Origin of the sequence: Petrotoga sp. 9T1HF07.CasAA.8.2, assembly GCF_002895585.1 — a bacterium.
GTDB lineage: Bacteria > Thermotogota > Thermotogae > Petrotogales > Petrotogaceae > Petrotoga > Petrotoga mobilis.
This window is the reverse complement of sequence record NZ_AZRI01000017.1, coordinates 1-19279: the sequence shown is the minus strand read 5'-3', so window position 1 is coordinate 19279 and position 19279 is coordinate 1. Positions and strand designations below refer to the sequence as shown.

The 19279-nt window shown below is 35.5% G+C and carries 15 protein-coding genes, 1 tRNA gene and 2 pseudogenes; 7 read left to right on the top strand and 11 right to left on the bottom strand.

The window, feature by feature from the left end; all coding sequences use genetic code 11:
* Positions 1–2: 2 nt before the first annotated feature.
* Together thrB and X925_RS04180 are read left to right on the top strand one after the other, a co-directional pair.
* Positions 3–926 carry a homoserine kinase gene (gene thrB / locus X925_RS04185; protein WP_121959213.1) on the top strand — a complete coding sequence of 308 codons (924 nt, stop codon included), beginning with the start codon at positions 3–5 and terminating at the stop codon, positions 924–926.
* Complete coding sequence (locus X925_RS04180) at positions 898–1353, top strand: SoxR reducing system RseC family protein (RefSeq protein WP_121959212.1); 456 nt, start codon at positions 898–900, stop codon at positions 1351–1353. The genes thrB and X925_RS04180 overlap by 29 nt, the downstream gene beginning before the upstream one ends.
* Before the next feature lie 32 nt (positions 1354–1385).
* Here the strand turns inward: X925_RS04180 and X925_RS04175 are convergent, their stop codons facing one another.
* From X925_RS04175 to X925_RS04155, 6 genes and pseudogenes are all read right to left on the bottom strand, one after another.
* Positions 1386–2564, bottom strand: coding sequence for an ABC transporter ATP-binding protein (locus X925_RS04175; RefSeq protein WP_121959211.1), 1179 nt, complete (start codon positions 2562–2564; stop codon positions 1386–1388).
* Positions 2564–3583, bottom strand: a complete 1020-nt coding sequence (locus X925_RS04170) for an ABC transporter ATP-binding protein (RefSeq protein WP_121515312.1) — start codon at positions 3581–3583, stop codon at positions 2564–2566. The genes X925_RS04175 and X925_RS04170 overlap by 1 nt, the downstream gene beginning before the upstream one ends.
* Before the next feature lie 19 nt (positions 3584–3602).
* A pseudogene (locus X925_RS10600) lies at positions 3603–4346 on the bottom strand (ABC transporter permease); the annotation flags it as partial.
* A gap of 468 nt (positions 4347–4814) precedes the next feature.
* Positions 4815–4928: pseudogene (locus X925_RS10595) on the bottom strand (ABC transporter permease); the annotation flags it as partial.
* A gap of 10 nt (positions 4929–4938) precedes the next feature.
* Positions 4939–5976, bottom strand: coding sequence for an ABC transporter permease (locus X925_RS04160; protein ID WP_012209369.1), 1038 nt, complete (start codon positions 5974–5976; stop codon positions 4939–4941).
* 123 nt (positions 5977–6099) lie between these two features.
* Positions 6100–7953 (bottom strand): ABC transporter substrate-binding protein, encoded by a 1854-nt coding sequence (locus X925_RS04155; protein ID WP_012209368.1) that lies wholly within the window; start codon positions 7951–7953, stop codon positions 6100–6102.
* Between the two features lie 357 nt (positions 7954–8310).
* Between X925_RS04155 and X925_RS04150 the strand changes: the two genes are divergently transcribed.
* Positions 8311–8385, top strand: a tRNA-Val gene (locus tag X925_RS04150).
* A gap of 81 nt (positions 8386–8466) precedes the next feature.
* Here the strand turns inward: X925_RS04150 and X925_RS04145 are convergent.
* Positions 8467–9156, bottom strand: a complete 690-nt coding sequence (locus tag X925_RS04145; protein WP_121959210.1) for a hypothetical protein — start codon at positions 9154–9156, stop codon at positions 8467–8469.
* Positions 9157–9304: 148 nt separating this feature from the next.
* Between X925_RS04145 and X925_RS04140 the strand changes: the two genes are divergently transcribed.
* The 4 genes from X925_RS04140 to mnmG all read left to right on the top strand — a co-directional run bounded on the left by X925_RS04140 (position 9305) and on the right by mnmG (position 14044).
* A complete protein-coding gene (locus X925_RS04140) occupies positions 9305–10030 on the top strand; it encodes a GntR family transcriptional regulator (protein WP_121959209.1) in 726 nt (241 codons plus the stop codon).
* Between the two features lie 26 nt (positions 10031–10056).
* Positions 10057–10983 (top strand): SIS domain-containing protein, encoded by a 927-nt coding sequence (locus tag X925_RS04135; RefSeq protein ID WP_121959208.1) that lies wholly within the window; start codon positions 10057–10059, stop codon positions 10981–10983.
* A gap of 7 nt (positions 10984–10990) precedes the next feature.
* A complete protein-coding gene (gene nagA, locus X925_RS04130; RefSeq protein ID WP_121959207.1) occupies positions 10991–12082 on the top strand; it encodes an N-acetylglucosamine-6-phosphate deacetylase in 1092 nt (363 codons plus the stop codon).
* An 84-nt stretch (positions 12083–12166) separates the two neighbouring features.
* Positions 12167–14044 carry a tRNA uridine-5-carboxymethylaminomethyl(34) synthesis enzyme MnmG gene (gene mnmG / locus X925_RS04125; RefSeq protein ID WP_121959206.1) on the top strand — a complete coding sequence of 626 codons (1878 nt, stop codon included), beginning with the start codon at positions 12167–12169 and terminating at the stop codon, positions 14042–14044.
* Between the two features lie 45 nt (positions 14045–14089).
* Here mnmG and X925_RS04120 read toward each other — a convergent pair whose 3' ends face one another.
* The 4 genes from X925_RS04120 to X925_RS04105 form a co-directional block, all read right to left on the bottom strand.
* Complete coding sequence (locus tag X925_RS04120) at positions 14090–15235, bottom strand: SBBP repeat-containing protein (protein ID WP_121959205.1); 1146 nt, start codon at positions 15233–15235, stop codon at positions 14090–14092.
* 420 nt (positions 15236–15655) lie between these two features.
* Entirely contained in the window at positions 15656–16837 is a 1182-nt protein-coding gene (locus tag X925_RS04115; protein WP_121959204.1) for a glycine C-acetyltransferase, read from the bottom strand.
* 2 nt (positions 16838–16839) lie between these two features.
* Positions 16840–17892 carry an L-threonine 3-dehydrogenase gene (gene tdh, locus X925_RS04110; RefSeq protein ID WP_121959203.1) on the bottom strand — a complete coding sequence of 351 codons (1053 nt, stop codon included), beginning with the start codon at positions 17890–17892 and terminating at the stop codon, positions 16840–16842.
* Between the two features lie 145 nt (positions 17893–18037).
* On the bottom strand, positions 18038–19195 hold the full coding sequence (locus tag X925_RS04105; protein WP_103065846.1) for an amidohydrolase: 1158 nt from the start codon (positions 19193–19195) through the stop codon (positions 18038–18040).
* Positions 19196–19279: the final 84 nt, after the last annotated feature.

Here is a 19279-nt window from a genome sequence, read left to right as displayed (position 1 = left end):
AAATGATCAGAGTGAAAGTTCCAGCCACAACTGCCAACATAGGACCAGGATTTGATAGTTTAGGGATAGCCTTACAATTGTACAATATCATAGAAGTGGAAGAAATAAACTTTGGCCTAGAAATTAATATTCCGGTTGAAGATCAAGCATATATAGAAACTAATGAGCATAATTTAGTTTATCAGGCTATGAAACTATTGTTTGACGCAGTAAATATTCACCCGCAAGGTCTTCGTATAAATCTTATAAATAATATACCCATAGCAAGAGGTTTGGGAAGTAGCGCAGCTTGTATAGTCGGAGGCTTAGTAGTTGCCAATGAACTACTTAATAATCCTTTGAAGAAAGAAGAGATAATATATTTAGCAGCTACAATGGATGGACATACGGATAATATTCTACCTGCATTGGTTGGAGGATTGACAGTAGGAAGTTTGTTGGAAAAAGAAGTTAAGTATGTAAAAATGGATTTACCAACTCAGTTAAAATTATTGGCAATTATCCCCGATTTTCATTTTTCTACCAAAAAAGCTCGTTCACTTTTACCAAAAAATGTGCCCATTGAAGATGCGGTGTTTAATATAAGCAGAGTTGGCCTTCTCGTGGCCTCACTTGTAACCTCCCATTTTGAAAATTTGTCAGAAGCCACGAAAGATAAAATTCATCAGCCATATCGTAAAGATTTTATCCCCTACTGGGAAGAAATAACATCTAAATTGATGAAAATAGGTACAAAGGGGTATTTTTTGAGTGGTTCTGGGCCAACAATCATGGGAATTTTGGACGGAGATTATAAAAATATAGAAGATGAGATGGTTAATTTTCTTTCTCACTTTGATCAAGGTTATAAAGTAACGGTTTTGGACGTATGTCATAATGGATTGGAGGTAATAAACGATGAGGGAAGTAATGGATGTTATCGATAAAGACGAAAGTTACGTGTATTTGAGAACCACACGAACGCAAGAATGTGAAAGCTGTGCAATGAAAGGTGGCTGTACCCTATTAGGTGGGGCAAACGAACTAAATTTAAAAGCTAAAAACACCGAAAAAGTCGATGTAAAAAAAGGAGATAAAGTAGTTGTAGAATTACCTGAAGTTCCAGTAGTGAAACTTTCTTTTTTAGCTTATGGGATTCCTTTAATAGTTTTCTTGTCTATAGTTTCCATTCTCTATACTTTGGGCTTTTCAGATATCTTCTCTTTCTTGGCTGGCATTTTAGGATTGGGAATTACTTATTTTTTAATTCATCAATACGATAGAAAAAAATTAAAAGACAGATACTTACCAGTCATACTTCAAAAGTTAGAGAAGAAAATAGATCTAAAGTTGCACGAAAAAGGAGAAATTTAAAGTATTTAAAAGCTTGGGTAAAACCCAAGCTTTTAAATTTTAAACTCTCCAGGAAAATGACATGATACAAAATGCCCTGGCTTAACTTCTTTAAGTGGTGGTTCTTCTTTGCTACAAATATCTTTAGCAATTGGACAACGAGGATGAAATCTACAACCCGAGGGTGGATTTAGAGGGCTGGGTACATCCCCTTGTAAAACCACTCTTTTCTTCTTAACTTCCGGATCTGGTATTGGAATAGCAGACATCAAGGATACCGTATAAGGATGCAAAGGCTCTTCAAAGAGCTCTTTTTTCGTTGTTAATTCAGCTATCTTTCCTAGATACATAACCGCTATTCTGTCGCTTATGTGTTTCACAACGGCCAAATCGTGAGCTATAAAAACATAGGTTAAGCCATAATCGTTTTTCAAGTCAACCATTAAATTTATGATCTGAGATTGAATGGAAACATCTAAAGCGGAAACAGCTTCATCAGAAATGATTAATTTTGGATCCAATGCCAAAGCACGTGCTATCCCTATTCTTTGTCTTTGTCCACCAGAAAATTGGTGGGGATATCTATAGACGTAATCTTTGGATAATCCAACTGTTTCCATTAAGTTGGCAACTCTATCCCTTATTTCAGAAGAGGTACCCATTTTATTCACTTTCATACCTTCCCCTATGATATCCAGTACCCTCATTCTAGGATTTAACGAAGAATATGGATCTTGAAAGATGACTTGGGCATTTTTTCTAAAGGATCTTCTTTTTTCAGCCAAATTACTCAACAAATCTTTTCTTATTTCACTTACTCCATTTTGAAAATATAATTGTGCGTATTTTTTGTCTATTTCATTGTCTAATTTTTTAATTACTTCTTCTTCTGAACCCAATTCTTTTTTCATTTTTTCAAATCGTTCAGCATAAATCTTTTTAACATACTTATTAATAGTAGTACCTCTCATGAACCATGGTGTAGTGTCTTGCTCTCCCATTATAATTCGTCCGTCTGTTGGTTCGTATAATCTTAAAATTGTCATACCTGTTGTACTCTTACCGCAACCAGACTCACCAACAAGCCCCAGAGTTTCGCCTTCTTTTATTTCAAAGCTGATATCGTCTACAGCTAGAACTTGGGCGACTGTTCTTTTGAAGACCCCGGCTCTAACAGGAAAATATTTTTTCAAATTTTCAACTTTTAGGATTACTTTGTCACTATTTGGCACTATACTTCACCTTCTTTGACTTTGTTCATTTCGTCCAATAATTTGTCGATGTGCCAACAACGGGAAAAATGGCGAGGTTCTACTTCTTCCAAGTTAGGATCCTCATTCACACATTTTTGATCAGCGAAGAAGCACCTATTTGAAAATTTACAACCTTTTGGAAAGTTCAAGGGGTTTGGAACTACTCCAGGAATAGAAAGCAACCTCTCCTCTTCTTTATCTATCCTGGGAATAGAATTCATCAACCCCCAAGTATACGGATGTCTTGGCCTTTTAAAAATGGTTTTGATTTCACCACTTTCAACTACTTCTCCACCATACATAACTAAAGCCCTATCAGCCATCTCTGCAATTACTCCAAGGTCGTGTGTGATAAAGATTATAGACATTTTAAACTCATTTTGTAAATCTTTCATGAGTTCCAGTATCTGTGCCTGAATGGTAACATCCAATGCGGTGGTTGGTTCATCGGCTATAAGAATGGAAGGATTGCAAGCTAACGCCATAGCTATCATGGCTCTCTGTCTCATTCCACCAGATAATTCGTGAGGGTATTGGTCGATTCTCCTCTCTGGTTCGGGAATACCAACTTTTCTTAATAGATCAATCGCTCTTTTTTTGCCTTCTTTTTCACTCATATTAAGGTGCAATTCAAGAGATTCCATGATCTGCTCCCCAATAGTGTATACAGGGTTAAGGGCAGTCATAGGTTCTTGGAAAATCATGGAAATCTCTTTACCACGTATCCTTCTGAGATGGTTATCTGATAAAGATAAAACATCAGTATCTTTGTACTTTATTTCTCCTTCAGAGATCCATCCGTTTTCGTCTAGTAGCCTTATAGTACTTAGCGCTGTAACAGTTTTCCCTGAACCAGATTCTCCTACTATTGCCAAGGTTTCACCTGGATAAAGCTCAAAACTAGCACCATTGACGGCTTTTATTATTCCGTCTTCCGTCTTAAAATGAACATGCAAATTATTAACACGAAGTATAGGTTCACTATTGTTATCTTTCAAAAAGCTTCCTCCTCTCACTTTATCGTCTCATTCTTGGATCAAAAACGTCTCTTAGGGCATCTCCGAGTAAATTCCAACCCATGACAAAAAGAATCATAGCGACTCCAGGATACAAGATCGTGAACCAGTATTGGCCAGGACTTGTACCACCAATGATCCAGTCTCTGGAATAGGATAATATGGATCCCCAATCGGCGTATCCTTGTGGAGCACCTAAACCTAAGAAACTCAACGCTGCGGCAGTAATAACCATCGATCCAATCCTCATTGTAGCATTTATCAAAACTGGAAATATCGTATTAGGTAAGATATGTTTAACTATAATCGCCGCGTCTCTTACCCCAAGTGCTTTTGCGGCCATAACGTATTGCTCGTTTTTGGCTTGAAGGATGTTCCCTCTGATCAATCTTGCTGTGACCATCCATCCAAAAATTATCAGAGCAATCATCATATTTCTAACTCCAAGACCTAAAATAGTTGTTAAAACCATAGCTGCAAGCATAAAAGGTATGGACATAAAGATATCTGTAATTCTCATCAGGACTTCTTCGAGCCAACCACCAAAATAAGCAGCCACTGAACCAATAAAAAGGCCAACAGCGGTTGAAATTAAAACTACTACCAGCCCTATCTGAAAAGCGGTTCTACTTCCCCATACAACACCATAAAAAATATCCTTTTGATTTACTATCCCAAAGGGATGTTCAGAAGATGGTGGTATAGGTTCTAATGTTGAAACTGCATTGGGGATCATGTAGGGATCAAAATCAATTGAGTTCAAAAAATCTTTGTTTAAGGTTTCATAAACGTTTAAAGCTTCATTTTTGAAATCTTGACCTTCGAGTGACTGGAGATCACCGATCATTTCAGAAAGTTGTAAAGACCTTTCATATCTTTCTACGACACTTTCATATTCATTTCTCAACCTTCTAATTACACCATTAGTATCCTCATCAAAATCTTCATAGTAGGACCTATTTAGAACGTACATATCAACTAATTCTTCAATTTGAGATTTTAATACTTCTTTTTCAATCTCTCCATCTTCAAACTTTTCAACACTTTCCATCAATCTTGATATATCTTGATAATCCATTTCAGCGAAAAAATATGTATCTTCCCAATAGTTTTGAAACTCTTGAATAATGGAATCCTTATTCCCTGTTGGATCTTCATTTACTAATTCAAGGGCTCTTTCCAAGTTTCTTTCTTTTGGTAATTGAGGAGGTGCAATTACTGGAGCAAATATTGCTAAGATTATGAAAAATACCAATATAGAAAAACCTATGATAGCAGAAGGATTAGTAAAAAAACGCTTCAAAGCCCTTTTTGCTTCTTCACTCACAATTTTCACCTCACCCTAACCTGATTCTTGGATCAATAAATGCATACGATATATCGATTATAAGATTTCCAACAATAAGTATGAAAGAAGTAAATAATAAAACACCCATTATAGAAGCATAATCTAGAGTCTGAGCCGCTGTTGCCGCAAATGATCCCAAACCTGTTCTAACAAAAACCATCTCTACTATAACAACGCCTGCCAATAAACCAATAACCATTTGACCTGCGGTTGTTACAACTGGAATTAGAGCATTTCTTCGGGCATGTTTGTTTATGACTACTCTTTCTGGTAAACCTTTTGATCTTGCAGTTCTTATATAATCTCTTCTAAGAACTTCCAACATCGAAGATCGGGTAATTCTCAATAGATTAGCCCACCATAACCAAGAAATGGCAATAATGGGTCCTAAAATATGCCTTAAAGCATCCCAAAATATATCGATTCTTCCGTTGAGTAATGCATCTATAGTCAAAAGATTAGTATAATTATTAAAGGTAGCACTTTTTACAACTTCGTCTGCCCATAAGCTCAGATTACCTGGTGGAAACCATCCCAAACCTATATAAAATATCAATAAGACCAGTATTGCCCAAACAAAATCTGGCAAAGACCAACCTATTAAAGCAAATATTCTAATAGCCTGATCTATAAATGAGTTATGATGAACTGCAGCGGTAACCCCCAACCATATACCAATCCCTATTATAGGAAAAATAGCGTATAGTGCTAATTCTACCGTATAGGGGAACCTGTGTAATAAAGCATCTAAAACAGGTTCTTTCCCCACTACAGACCAACCAAGATCACCCTTGAACAAATTCCCTATCCATTTGCCGTATCTAACTGGCCAAGGATCTGTTAAACCGTACTGCTCCATTAAAACGATTTTATCTTGATCGGATAATTTTGCATAAGTATTTGGATCAACATAGGTAGATAAAAGTTTCAAAGGTCCTAGTAATTGTTGCATAGAAAAAACTATCAAAGTAACACCTAACATAATCAAAGGTAGTAATAACAACCTTCTGATGATGTATGTTGTCAAAAGTAGACACCTCCGCTCTGTGAATTATACTTAATAAGTAATCACTTAAAAAGAGAGGGGAAAACCCCTCTCTTCAAATTTTACTACAAAAAACTTTCTTTTTACATTATCTTAGCAGAATTATTACTCTACTTTAGTGTAGTTATAGTAATAATCGCCGGGCCAAATTGGATTATTTATCCATCCTTTTAGCCAAGAACGATGGACTCTCAACCCTTGTGGCTGATAAAGAGGCAAAACAAGAGCATAATCAAAGACAAATTCTTGAATATCTATATACATTTGCTCTCTTACAGCAGGATCAGATTCAAGGGCTGCGTCTTCTATCATTTTGTTCAATGATTTTCCACCAAATTCTGGTCTTGGCAAGCTTGCAAATTCCGCAAAGTTATCGCCGTAGTACCCTCCGTAATCACCTTCACTGTGGTAATAGGTGAAAATAAAGTTATGTGGATCAGGAAAATCAGCAACCCAACCAATGATGTAAACAGGAAGCATCATATTTTCTCTTTCATCTAAGTAAGTTGGCCATTGAACTCCTCTAACTTCAACTTGGAATCTAGGATTTATCTTTGCTAAATTATCTCTCAATATTTCAGCAGATACTCTCCTTGAATCGTTCCCTGTATTGTAAAGAATAGTCATTTTGAAACCTGTTTGCCATAATCTACCTTTGTAAGCACGTTTAAAGTAATTTTCAGCCTTTTGCAGATCCAATTCGTATGTCGGGAGATCTTCACTATACCCTAAGAATCCGGTTGGCAAAGCGGTAGGAACTTTTTCACCCAAACCGTTCAAGACTTCATTTATCATACCATCATAATCAAAGGCATACGCGAAACCTAATCTAACATTATGATCTTCAAAGAAATCTGGTGGAATACCGTTTCCATCCAATTGACCAGAGCCAATGTATGGGGACTCAGGATCAACTTGCCAATTGAAGCCTAAAGAAGTAATTGAAACCTCAGGCGTACCAGGAATAACGGTCAGACCATCCATAGAAAGCACAACATCTAAATACTGAGCAGGAACATAAGCTATGTCTGCATCGCCTGTTTCAAGCATAGCTCTTCTTGTTGACCATTCGTCTATACCTTGAATAATTACTCTTCTTATTGGTGCGGGACCTCTCCAGTAATCGTCGAATCTTTCGAGCGTTATCCTTTGTTGAGCGTGATCCCATTCTACTAACTTATACGGACCAGTTCCCATAGCATGATCAAAATAAGGAGACTGTTCTTTCGTCCATCCGTGATACTTCCACCAACCTTCTGCATTTCCATCCCATACACCTATTTCTATAGAGTATTCTTTGTCTAATATCGCACCCCAACCACTTCCTGAAGCAAGTACATTCAAAAATGGGGCAAAAGGTCTTGCCAAATGAACATGAACTTCGTTACCTTGAACTTCTACTGCAGGATCTATTACATCATAATAGAAATTAACTAAAGCTTCTTCGTATTCTGGAGTTGTTGGATTCATATCATCATCAAATATGGTATCCCATGAAGCACCTACATAGTCTTCTACTAGTGTTCTAATGCTGAAAACACCAAACATAGGGTCTAAGTACATCCATACTGGTCCTCCAGCAGGGTTGTATAACAGCGCTCTTTCGAAGGTGTATTCGACATCTTCAGGGGTTAAATCGTTACCGTTCTGGAATTTAACACCTTCTCTTATTGGGAAGACATATGTTGTTCCACCATCTCTCAAATAACCATTTTCAACTGTAGGGACAACTGTCGCGAGCATAGGAACAAACTTGGACAAACTTTCTCCATCGTATGCTATCAAGTTGTCATATACGTTGAAAATAACTTCACCACTAGAAGTGTCATAAGCATGGTGGGGGTCTAAAGTATCTGGCTCACTTAGTGTTGCATCGAAGATCATATCAGGGTTTTTAACCTGTGAAAAAGCAAAAACACCCATCAAAGTAACCATAAGAACAATAAAAACTTTTTTCATACCTCTACCTCCTTTGCAAATTTATTAGCTTTCGTACACACTAACAATACTTTACCAAACAATTTCCTTATATATTTTATCACATTTCATCTTAATACACAAGTAATAAATTTTAATTTGAAAAAAATCCCTTTTATTTGCAAGTTTGACGCAAATCATCATATTAATAGTATTCCATAAAATTAGATTTTTATCAAGTTCGATTACGGATTATCTGAAGGAATTATAAGCGATTAAGTCCAATTAAAAGCAAATATTAACGAAATAATTAAAATATGAAATTTTTTTCATGGTTTATAAAATTTAGCTTTTATTGACAGAGTTAAAAAAATATGATATACTTTAAACGATTAGAAAGGGTGCGTAGCTCAGTGGGAGAGCGCTTCCTTGACGCGGAAGAGGCCGTAGGTTCAATCCCTACCGCACCCACCATTCATTCTTATTCGACTTTTTAACTTTTCTCATATATGTTGCTAAAGAAAGCAGGATGAACTTCATCCTGCTATTATTTTTTTATGATTTATTCCTAATTTCAAAAATTTTACTTCTATACTTTTCATTAATACATATATAATCATCATCTTTAAAAATTAATTTCTCTTTATCGTTTGGGGCGTTTCTGATTATGGCGCTTACCAGGGCGGAAACTGATTTTTTGTTCTTCAATTCTAAGGTTTCCATGATCTCTTCAGACTTCAACTTCCCTTTTTCGATCAATAATTCAAGAAAACTTGTAGTTAGTGGTTTTAAGTTCTTTACAAAACTTTTTAGTTCTTCTTCGTTCCATTCTTTTCTCGATCTTCCGCTTATCAATTGATGTATAATTTCTACTCTCTTTTTTAAATCGTCAGAAAACAGGTAAAAAAGAATTTCTCCATTTATTTCTGATTCATCCATTAGTTCAATAAGAGAGTCGAAAGTTTCGTTATCTATGGTAACTTTGTAATTTTCGTCTCCATATTTTAGGCTTCCTTTTTCGTAAATAATATTGAAAATGGAAAAATAACTTTCTAAAAGTTTTGAATATAAAAAGTCCCTTAAATCATAACTTTCTAGTGTTTTGAGCAATTCGTTTACTGACTGAAAATCTTCTTTTCTTTTAATTTTGCTAAAAACAAGTTCTTGAAGTTTTTTTTGATTTTCTTCTTTTAACAGGTCTTCTCCTAAAAATTTTACAAGCATTTCTAGTTCATCTTTGTACATTGCGCATGGCTCCTTAATTATTTTTTTCTACAGTTCTAACATTCAATATTTTAGCACATATAATTTAGAAAAATCAATCTTCAATTTGACTTATTGTTATAACTATTATATAATTGGAATATACCAATAAGAAGGGAGTGAGATTAAAATGGAAGAAGCCCCTATTCCTCTCTATTATAAACTTTATCTGGACTTAAAAAGAGAATTAGAGGAAGATTTTAAAAAAGGAGATAAGTTGTTAACAGAGAACGAGATATGCGATAGATTTGGTGTTTCACGTTTGACCGTAAGAAGAGCCTTGGAAGAGCTCTCTAAAGAAGGTTTAATAACAAGAAAAAGAGGGCAAGGTACATTTTATACAGGACAAAAACAAGAGGAAGAATTAACCAGGCTAACAGGTTTTACCGATGAGGCAATTAAACAAGGCCATTCAACTAAATCCGTTGTGTTAGAAAACAGGCTAATAGAAATTCCTCCCGAGTTAGTTGAAGAGTTTAAAGTTCCAAAAGACGGGAGGGTAGTACTATTAAAAAGAATTCGATTTTTAGATGAAGATCCCTATGCAATCGAAACAGCATACTTGAATCCCAATGCAGATATAAGGGTATTGAACATAATAGAAAGGGATATGTCAAAAGAATCGTTATATAGAATACTAACTAACGAATACGGCATAAAATTCACACATGCTGTTGAAACTCTCGAGGTAACAACATTAAACAAAGAACAAGCTAAATATTTGGCCCAAAGTGAAGGATCTATTGCTGCATTGAGAACGAGATATACCTATATAGAAGATAAAAAGTGTATTGAATACGTTAAATCAGTTTACAGAGGGGATAAATACAAATTCAAGATAGTCAGAAAGGCATAAGATTTTTCTGAGGAGGTAGTATAAAAGTGCACTATACATTAGATGAAATAAGAAGAATCCCCAATCTCTTAAGTCAGTTAAATGAGTTTGATTTTTCTTTTTCAAAAGAGAAAAAATATCTTTTTGTTGGTTGCGGTTCTTCATACAACATTGGATTTATAATGAAAGAAATATTGAACAAAAATGGCTATAAAGCAAAAGTGCTAACCGGTGGACATATTATGCTTTTTGATGATATTCCTGACAGTGAGGTTGCAATTTTAATAACCAGAACCGGTGAATCAACTGAAACTGTTTTAGCGGCAAAAAAATTAAGTCAAAAAGGCATGAAAACCATAGGAATAACATCTTCAAATAATTCTTCAATTACTCAACAATGTGAGGAAAATATAATTTTAGATTTTGCTGAAGAAAAAAGCGTAGTTATGACGGGTTCTTTTGTTTTTATACTGGCAATGTTGCTAAACGGGATAGAAAAAAATGGTTATTATAATTTCAGTGAAAAAATCTTAGAAGATTCCGAAAAGATTATTGATCAGTTAGCTTTAGAAAAGTATGAACATTTTGTCTTTCTTGGGTACGATGAAAATTATGGCATTTCAAAAGAAGGCGCCCTTAAATTACAAGAGATGGCTTTACAGTACGTTGAATATCATGAGCCGTTAGAGTACAGACACGGTCCTATATCCACACTCACAAACAAAACGCTGGTTATCTTAAACTCAAAGGGTATGAAAGAAGAGAAAGAATTGATCGATGACATTGAAGGGTTGGGAGGAAAAGTCTTATTGATTTCTACTGATGGACATATAAAAATCCCAAACATGAAAGGATTTGAAGCTCCTTTAAGGATTATACCCATACAGTATTTAGGTTACAAAAAGGCGATACAAATGGGGTACAACCCAGATTCACCCAAGAATCTTTCGAAATCTGTTAAATTAGGGGGGTGAGATAAATATGAAATTAGAAAACGTTTTGATTGTGGATCCTATAAACGGAGAATATACCGGAGATATCGAAATAAAAGGCAAAAAGATTTCTGGAGTTATAAAAAAAGATTATGGTTATAGAGATTTCAATGCCATAGTAATGCCAGGCTTTGTAGACCCCCACACTCATGCACAGATGGGTATTGATACGATGCATGCAACAAAGGAAGAGTTCAAAAGTTGGGCAAAAAATAATTTTTCATATGGTGTAACTACTTTTTTGCCAACAACGGTTTCAGCCTCTAAAGAACAGATCTTAAAAGTTTTGGACAATATAGAAGATGTGAATTCTTCAGTAGAAGGGATTCACTTGGAAGGTCCATATATAAACAAAGAAAAAAAAGGAGCTCAGAACCCTCTGTATATAAGAGAACCTTCCTTGGAGGAACTAAAAGAGATAATTAACGACAAAGTAAAATTAATAACCATGGCACCGGAGGTTAACGGTTTTATTGAAGCAATAAATTATCTTGAAGAAAAGAATGTAGTGATCTCATTAGGTCATACTTCTGCGAATTTTGATATCTTCAAAAAAGCTTTCGAATCAGGAGTTAACAGAATCACTCATTTTTCAAACGCATTAACACCACTACACCATAGAAACATAGGGGGAACAGGTTCTGGCTTTTATTTTGATTTTAATATAGAAATGATATGTGATGGGATTCATCTTTCTCCTGAGTTTGTGATGTTGGTATACAAAATAAAAGGAGCAGACAAAATTATATTGATAACCGATTCTATAGCCGCTGCAGGGTTACAAGACGGTGAATACGAATTAGGTGGTTTAACAGTCACAGTAAAAAACAACAAAGCAACACTTAGCGATGGAACGATCGCTGGGAGTACACTACTTTTCAACGAAGGTGTCAAAAATTTTAAAAGATTTACCAATTGTACACTACAAGAGCTTGCAAAGGTATCCTCATACAACGCACTTCAAGACCTACATATTTACGATAAGGGAAGGATTGAAGTTGGCTACTATGCAAACCTTGTCATTTTAGACAAAGACCTGAACGTGAAAGAAACCATCTTCGAAGGTGAAAAGGTATTTTAAACATTGTGTGCTATAATAAAACATAGAAAAAAGATAAACTCCCTAGGGGCGCTAAAGAAAGTATAAAAAATGGAGGTATGATTTTTGGAAAACAAAGAAAACAGTTTTGATGTTATTGTTGTAGGAGCAGGCCACGCCGGGATTGAAGCTGCTTTAGCCTCAGCTAAAATGGGAATGAATACTTTAATATTGAATATAAATTTAGACACTTTAGGATGGGCTCCATGTAATCCTGCCATTGGAGGCCCCGCTAAGGGGGTTGTAGCAAGGGAGATAGATGCACTTGGCGGAGTACAAGCAAAGGTAACTGATGAAACGATGATCAACATCAGAATGCTAAATACAAGTAAAGGTATCGCTGTTAGGGCTTTAAGAGCTCAAATCGACAAATACGATTACTCACAAAGAATGAAAGAAATATTAGAAACCACAGATAATCTGATTCTGAGACATGGAATAGCGAAAAATATTCTAGTAGAAAACGGTAAAATAATAGGGTTAGAAACAGAATTAGGAATGAAATACTTTGCTAAAGTCGTGATTTTAACTACAGGAACATTTTTGAGAGGTAAAATTTTTGTTGGTAGGAACACCTTCGAAGCAGGAAGAATGGGAGAACTTCCCGCAAATTCCTTGACATATTCTTTAATTAAAGAAGGTTTAGAAGTATCGAGATTTAAAACGGGGACACCTGCCAGGGTAAGAAAAGATTCTATCGATTTTTCTAAGTTTGACATTCAAGAAACCTCAGATGAACCTCTGTCTTTTTCTTATTGGAGTAAGCCAAAAGTGTTATCAAAGGATTATCCTTGTTATTTGGGAAGGACCAACAGCAAGACCCATGAAGTTATTAGAAGATATATTGCATTCTCCCCTTTGTATGGAGATGTGAAATTAATCCAGTCCATTGGTCCTAGGTATTGTCCTTCAATCGAAGATAAAGTTATGAAATTCAATAAGGATACCCATCAATTTTTCCTTGAACCGGAATCCAAACATTCAAAAGAGATCTATTTAAATGGATTGAGTACGAGTTTACCTTTTGAAGCGCAGATTGAGATTTTGAAAACTATACCTGGTTTAGAAAATGCTATAATTGAAAGGCCTGCTTATGCCGTTGAATACGATTTTGTAAATCCGATCCAATTGAAACACAACCTTGAAACAAAAAAAATAGAAGGATTATTCTTGGCTGGCCAAATCAATGGTACAAGCGGTTACGAAGAAGCCGCAGGTCAAGGACTTATAGCAGGAATTAATGCTGCTTTAAAAATCAGGGGGGAAGAACCTTTTATTCTTGACAGGTCCGAGGCTTACCTTGGGGTTCTTATCGACGACCTTATCACAAAAGGAGTAGATGAGCCATACAGATTGCTTACTTCCCGCGCTGAATACAGGTTGTTGCTCCGACATGATAACGCTCATTTAAGGTTGTATAAGTATGGATACAAATACGGTTTATTGAGTAAAGAACAATACGAACAACTTCATAGAATGGAAAATTTGATAAATCATCAAATTAACAGATTGGACCAAATTAAAGTATCACCTAATCAAGTTAACGACATTTTAGCCTCAAAAGGCTCTTCAAAAATCACTCAGCCTGTTCACATGAGTGAATTACTCAAAAGAAGCGAAATATCTTATACTGATTTAAAACACTTAGACGAAGAAGCAGTTGAAGAAAAGGAAGTTATCGAACAAATCGACATTCACTTCAAATATAACGGATATTTTCAAAGGATGCAAGATGAGATCGCAAAAATGAAAGAGCTCGAAAAGGAAAAGATACCAAGCGATATAGAATATGACAAAATTAACAACATTGCCTATGAAGCTAAAGAAAAATTGAAAAAAATTAAGCCAGAAACTTTTGGACAACTCTTAAGGATACCTGGCATAAATCCGGCTGATGCTATAAACTTAAGAATTTATTTGAAGCAAAAAGATAAAATAAGGTAGTTAAAATAAAAACCGCCCCAACATTTTATAGGGGCGGTTTAAAATTTATTTTACTGTGTATTTTAAAATAAAGACATCTTTGTGAGCATCTGCACCCAAATCTGATGATTGAGAATATCCAGCAACATAGAGGTTACCATTATCATCAATATCTATGGCATAAGCGACATCATCGCCGTATCCACCAAGAGATTTTTCGCTCAATAAATTACCGTTATTATCGTATTCAAGTATAGCAAAATCTTTGTCGCCGTTCAGGGTTGTAACGTATCCTGCAACGTATATATATCCATTTGGACCTACAGCAACTGAATAACCGTGATCACTTTCTACATCTCCGTAAAAACCTTCCCACAAAATATGTCCCTCTGGGTTAACCTTTACAACATAGATATCTGACCATTTTGAATCCCATGAACCTTCATAACCAACGGCTACGTAGCCTCCAGATACTTCTTTAACATCGAAGCCTCTAGCATAATCTCTAGGAGCAAAAACTTTGGTCCAGATTTCTTCTCCATTGGGATCAACCTTAGCCAAATAAAATTTGGTCTTATTTTCGAATACTTCTACTACAGTACCTGCAATGATGAAATTACCGTCTGAAGTTTTTTGAATACTCAAAGGTTTGGTGTCAGAACCAGCAACAAAGTAAGGAAGCCACTTTTCAAATACAACTTTTCCTTCTTTATTCAATTTTACCATTTTTCCTCGCATGTTTAATGTATCAGGATCGGAACCATAGCCTACTACAACATAGCCATCCTCTACTTCTACAACAGCTGAACCTTTGTCGTTACCTAGTTTATTAATGTTCGTAGAGAATTTGTTGTTACCTATTTTTGAAACGTAGAAATCTGAATCACTTCCGTAAGAATTCGATGTTCCAACCAAGAGCATATCACCATCAGAAGTTAAAATTCCTTGATTTGCCCAATCGTTGTAATTTCCACCTAACTTGTTTTCATAAACTACGTTACCCTCTTGATCGAATTCCAAAATTAAAATATCTTCGTTGAATCCTTTTTCATTGGTGTATCCAAAAAGATATACCCCCTCATCTGTAGATTTTACATCGAAGATCTCCTGAGATCCACCAAGGGTGTATACTCTTCCCCAATCAAGGGTTAAAGAAGCCATCGCAAAAAGAGATACTGTTAACACCAATACCAAAACAATTTTTGATTTCACCACAATCCCTCCTATCTTTATATAATTTACTGCCTATAGAATCTCTAAAACTTACTTTAAATCTAATTTCTAAATTTAAAATTATCTTCTGACGTTAAGGGGCAAACCCCTTAAAAACCCCAAATTCAAAATCAAAGTTTTTTGCATAGATCTGCAACATGATACGTCATTTGCTACGCAAATGAGAATTAGGATGTTACTTCTAAAGCATTATGAAAAGGCTTTTTGCATAAAACAGCAAAAGCTTCGCAAATGAGAATTTGGAAATTGTTTCTAAAGCATTATAAAGAACCATTTTGCACAGAGCTGCAAAAAAACATGGTTTGCATACTGCAGCAAACGCTCCCCACCTAGAATGAAAATTACAAAAAACATTTTCTTACTTATTATATCATAAAAATTTAAAAATTACACAACAATTTATAGAACACCAAAACTTTTACCTATTTTTTCAAATTTGTTTAAAGCATAGTCTAAGTCTTCTTTACTGTGCAATGCACTTATCATTACCCTTATTCTGGCTTTTCCTTTTGGAACTGTGGGGTAAGCTATGCTAGATGCAAAAATACCTTCTTCATATAGTTTTGAGCTAAATTCTTTTGTTTTCTTTTCATCATAGATCATTACAGGGGTTATAGGGGTTTCAGTACCTCCGATATCATACCCCATTTCTTTTAGCTTACTTTGAAAATATTTCGCGTTATCCCAAAGTTTTTTTACTAACTCATTAGATTCATAAAGTGTTTTCGTTGCTTCTAAAGCTGCAGCCGTTTCTGCTGGTGACAAAGAACTAGAGAATAGAAATGGTCTTGCTTGTTGTTTTAAATAATCGATTAATATCTTTTTACCTGCGACGAATCCACCCACAACTCCAAAGGCTTTAGATAAAGTTCCAATTTCTATATCCACTTCGTCCGTCAAATTGAAATGATCCGCTATTCCCCTACCGTTTTCTCCTAATACTCCTTCTCCATGTGCATCATCCACCATTACTAAAGCATCATATTTTTTGGCTAGTTCCACAATTCCTGGAAGAGGTGCAATATCTCCATCCATGCTAAAAACACCATCAGTTATAATTAATTTTCTTCTACAATTATCTTTTTGTGCCTTAACCAATTGCTCTTCCAAGGAGTTTAAGTCTTTATGTTTCCATATGTATCTTTTTGCCTTCGATAACCTAACCCCATCTATTATGCTTGCGTGATTAAGTTCATCTGATAAAATACCATCTTCCTCATTTGTTATAGTAGGAATAACAGCTTGATTTGCGTTAAATCCAGATTGAACAACGAGAGTTGCCTCTACTTTTTTGAATTCCGCTAGCTTTTTTTCTAATTCTTCGTGAATCTTCATAGTCCCAGCTATTGTTCTAACTGCACCTGGACCTACACCCCAGTTTTTAATCGCATTAATAGCAGCTTCTTTAAGCCTTTCGTTGTTTGCCAAACCCAAATAATTGTTAGAACACATATTTAAAACCTTTTTACCATTGATATTGATCCAAGCGCCTTGTGCACTTTCAAGTGTTCTTATGGTGATAAGTAAACCAGAGTCTTCGAGCTTTTTCAACTCTTCTCTCAATTGTTCATAAAAATCCATAATCAAACCTCCTCCTCTTTTGTAACGTTTAAAACTATCTTACCGCTTTTCCCACTGGCCATCAATTCGAAAGCTTCTTCAAAATTTTCAAAGTCAAATTCATGCGTAACGACTTTACTTAAATCCAATTTATGATATTTCAGCCAGTTTATAGCCATATACCACGTTTCAAACATCTTTCTTCCAGTAATCGTGTGAATAGTAAGATTTTTAAAAACTGCGGTATTCATTTCAAACTTTATCTTGCTTTCAGGATAAACCCCTAAGATAGATGCCACTCCTGTGCTTTTTAATGATTTTATACCATCATTCAAAGCGTTTTCATTTCCTGACATTTCAAGAAAGACATCTGCTCCCAATCCAGAGGTTATTTTTAATACTTCTTCAACTACAGACTTCTCCTTCGGATTTATAACTAAATCAGCCCCTAAAGATTTTGCCATATTGATCCTGTAATCAGAAGGTTCACTTACTATAATGAAAGCTGCTCCGGATAATTTGGCAATTTCTATCGCCATAGCGCCAATAGGTCCCGCTCCGGCAATTAAAACTACTTTACCTCTAAGATCGGCTGCAGTTGTTGTAAAAATCGCATTTCCCAAAGGTTCCATCACAGATGCATATTTTAAAGGTATACTTTCGTCGATTTTTATCAAAACTGTATCTGGTAGAACGGCGTATTCAGAAAAAACGCCATCTCTATCTACTCCTAAGATCTTTAAATTCTGGCATACATGCATATTTCCTGTTCTACACTGATGACAATAACCACAAGGTATATGACTGTCTGAAACAACTAAATCTCCAGATTTAACGTTTTTAACTTCATTTCCAACATCGATTACCCTTCCAACAAATTCATGGCCATCGATTTGGGGGAAATGCTTAATTCGGTCCTTTGCCCAATCATTCCATTCGTAAATATGCACATCGGTCCCGCATATTGATACTTTCAAGATCTTAATCTTTACATCGTGTGGGGACTGTAAAGTAGGTTCCTCTACTTCCACTAAGGATAACCCTTTTCCAGGTTTGGATTTTACTATAGCCTTCATTTTTTTCACTCTCCTTAAAAAATAACTACTATATATAGTTTAACTCAATATGAAATTTTTTTCAATCTTCAGGAGAGTAGTTTATAGGCAAAAATAGACAATAATGGGTGATTATGGTCAATTAGCACAAAATTAGCAAGTAATTTTATAATTCATAAACCACAGTTCCGTTTATCAACGTCTTTTCAACAACGCTTCTGGGGTCAAAAGGATGACCACTCCACAACACCAAATCCGCATCCTTGTTTTCATCAATCGTTCCTAAACGTTCTTCTATCTTTAGAATTTTAGCTGGATTTATTGTTAACATTTTTAGCAAGTCTTCTTCTTTGGCGCCATATCTTAAAGCAGTAGCTGCTTGTATTGAAACGTGTTCTAAATGAGTTACTGGATGATCTGACATCAATGCAGCCAAGATTCCCTTTTCATTAATTATTTTTATCGACTCAAACCGCATATCCCTTGTTTCCAATTTCGTTCTAAAGCCGAGCAAAGGTCCCAAGATCAATGGAATATTTTTCTCTTTAATAAAATCAGGGATTTTATAAGCCTCTGTTGCATGTTCAATGACAAGGTCAAACCCAAATTCTTCAGATAACCTAATCGCCGTTAAAATATCGTCTTTTCTGTGTGCATGAATCCTTGCTGGAATTTGCCTATTTAAAACTTTCTCACCAATTTCAAATTTGATATCTGTCTCAGTAAAAGCTTTCCCTTCTTTTTCTGCGGATTTTTTCTTTTCAATATAGTTTCTAACTTTTGTAAAATAATCTCTTATTACTGCAGCGTTTCCTAACCTAGTAGATGGGGTTTTGTTGTAAGAGCCATAAACTCTTTTAGGATTTTCTCCCAAAGCCATTTTAAGACCAGCAGGTTCTCTTAAAACAGCTTCATCGGTTATTTGAGAGTTTAACTTCACTATGGCCCCCTGACCTCCAATAGGGTTCGCACTACCTGGTACTATCATCACTGTTGTTACTCCCCCAGATAGAGCTCTTTTTATAGCAGCGTCTTCCGGATAGAAAGCATCAATCGCCCTAACTTGTGGGGTAACAGGGTCTGTCGCTTCATTTCCATCTTGGTAAGAAGCTCCAACACCTTCTTCAAACAAACCAATATGGGAATGAGCATCGATAAATCCTGGAAAGATATACTTATTTGTTGCATCTATTACCTCGTCTGCTTTAACCTGCAGATCTTCCCCTATTTGCTTGATTATGCCATCTTCTATCAAAATATCTCCGACAAAAGGTTCCCTGGAAATAGGATAAATGTATCCATTTTTCAATAAAAGTGTTTTCATAAAAGTATTCCCCCTTTTAGTATTGTTGACTACTGTCTTAAGAATCTTTATTTATAGCGCCCCTTTGCCCCGCTCCCCACCCTT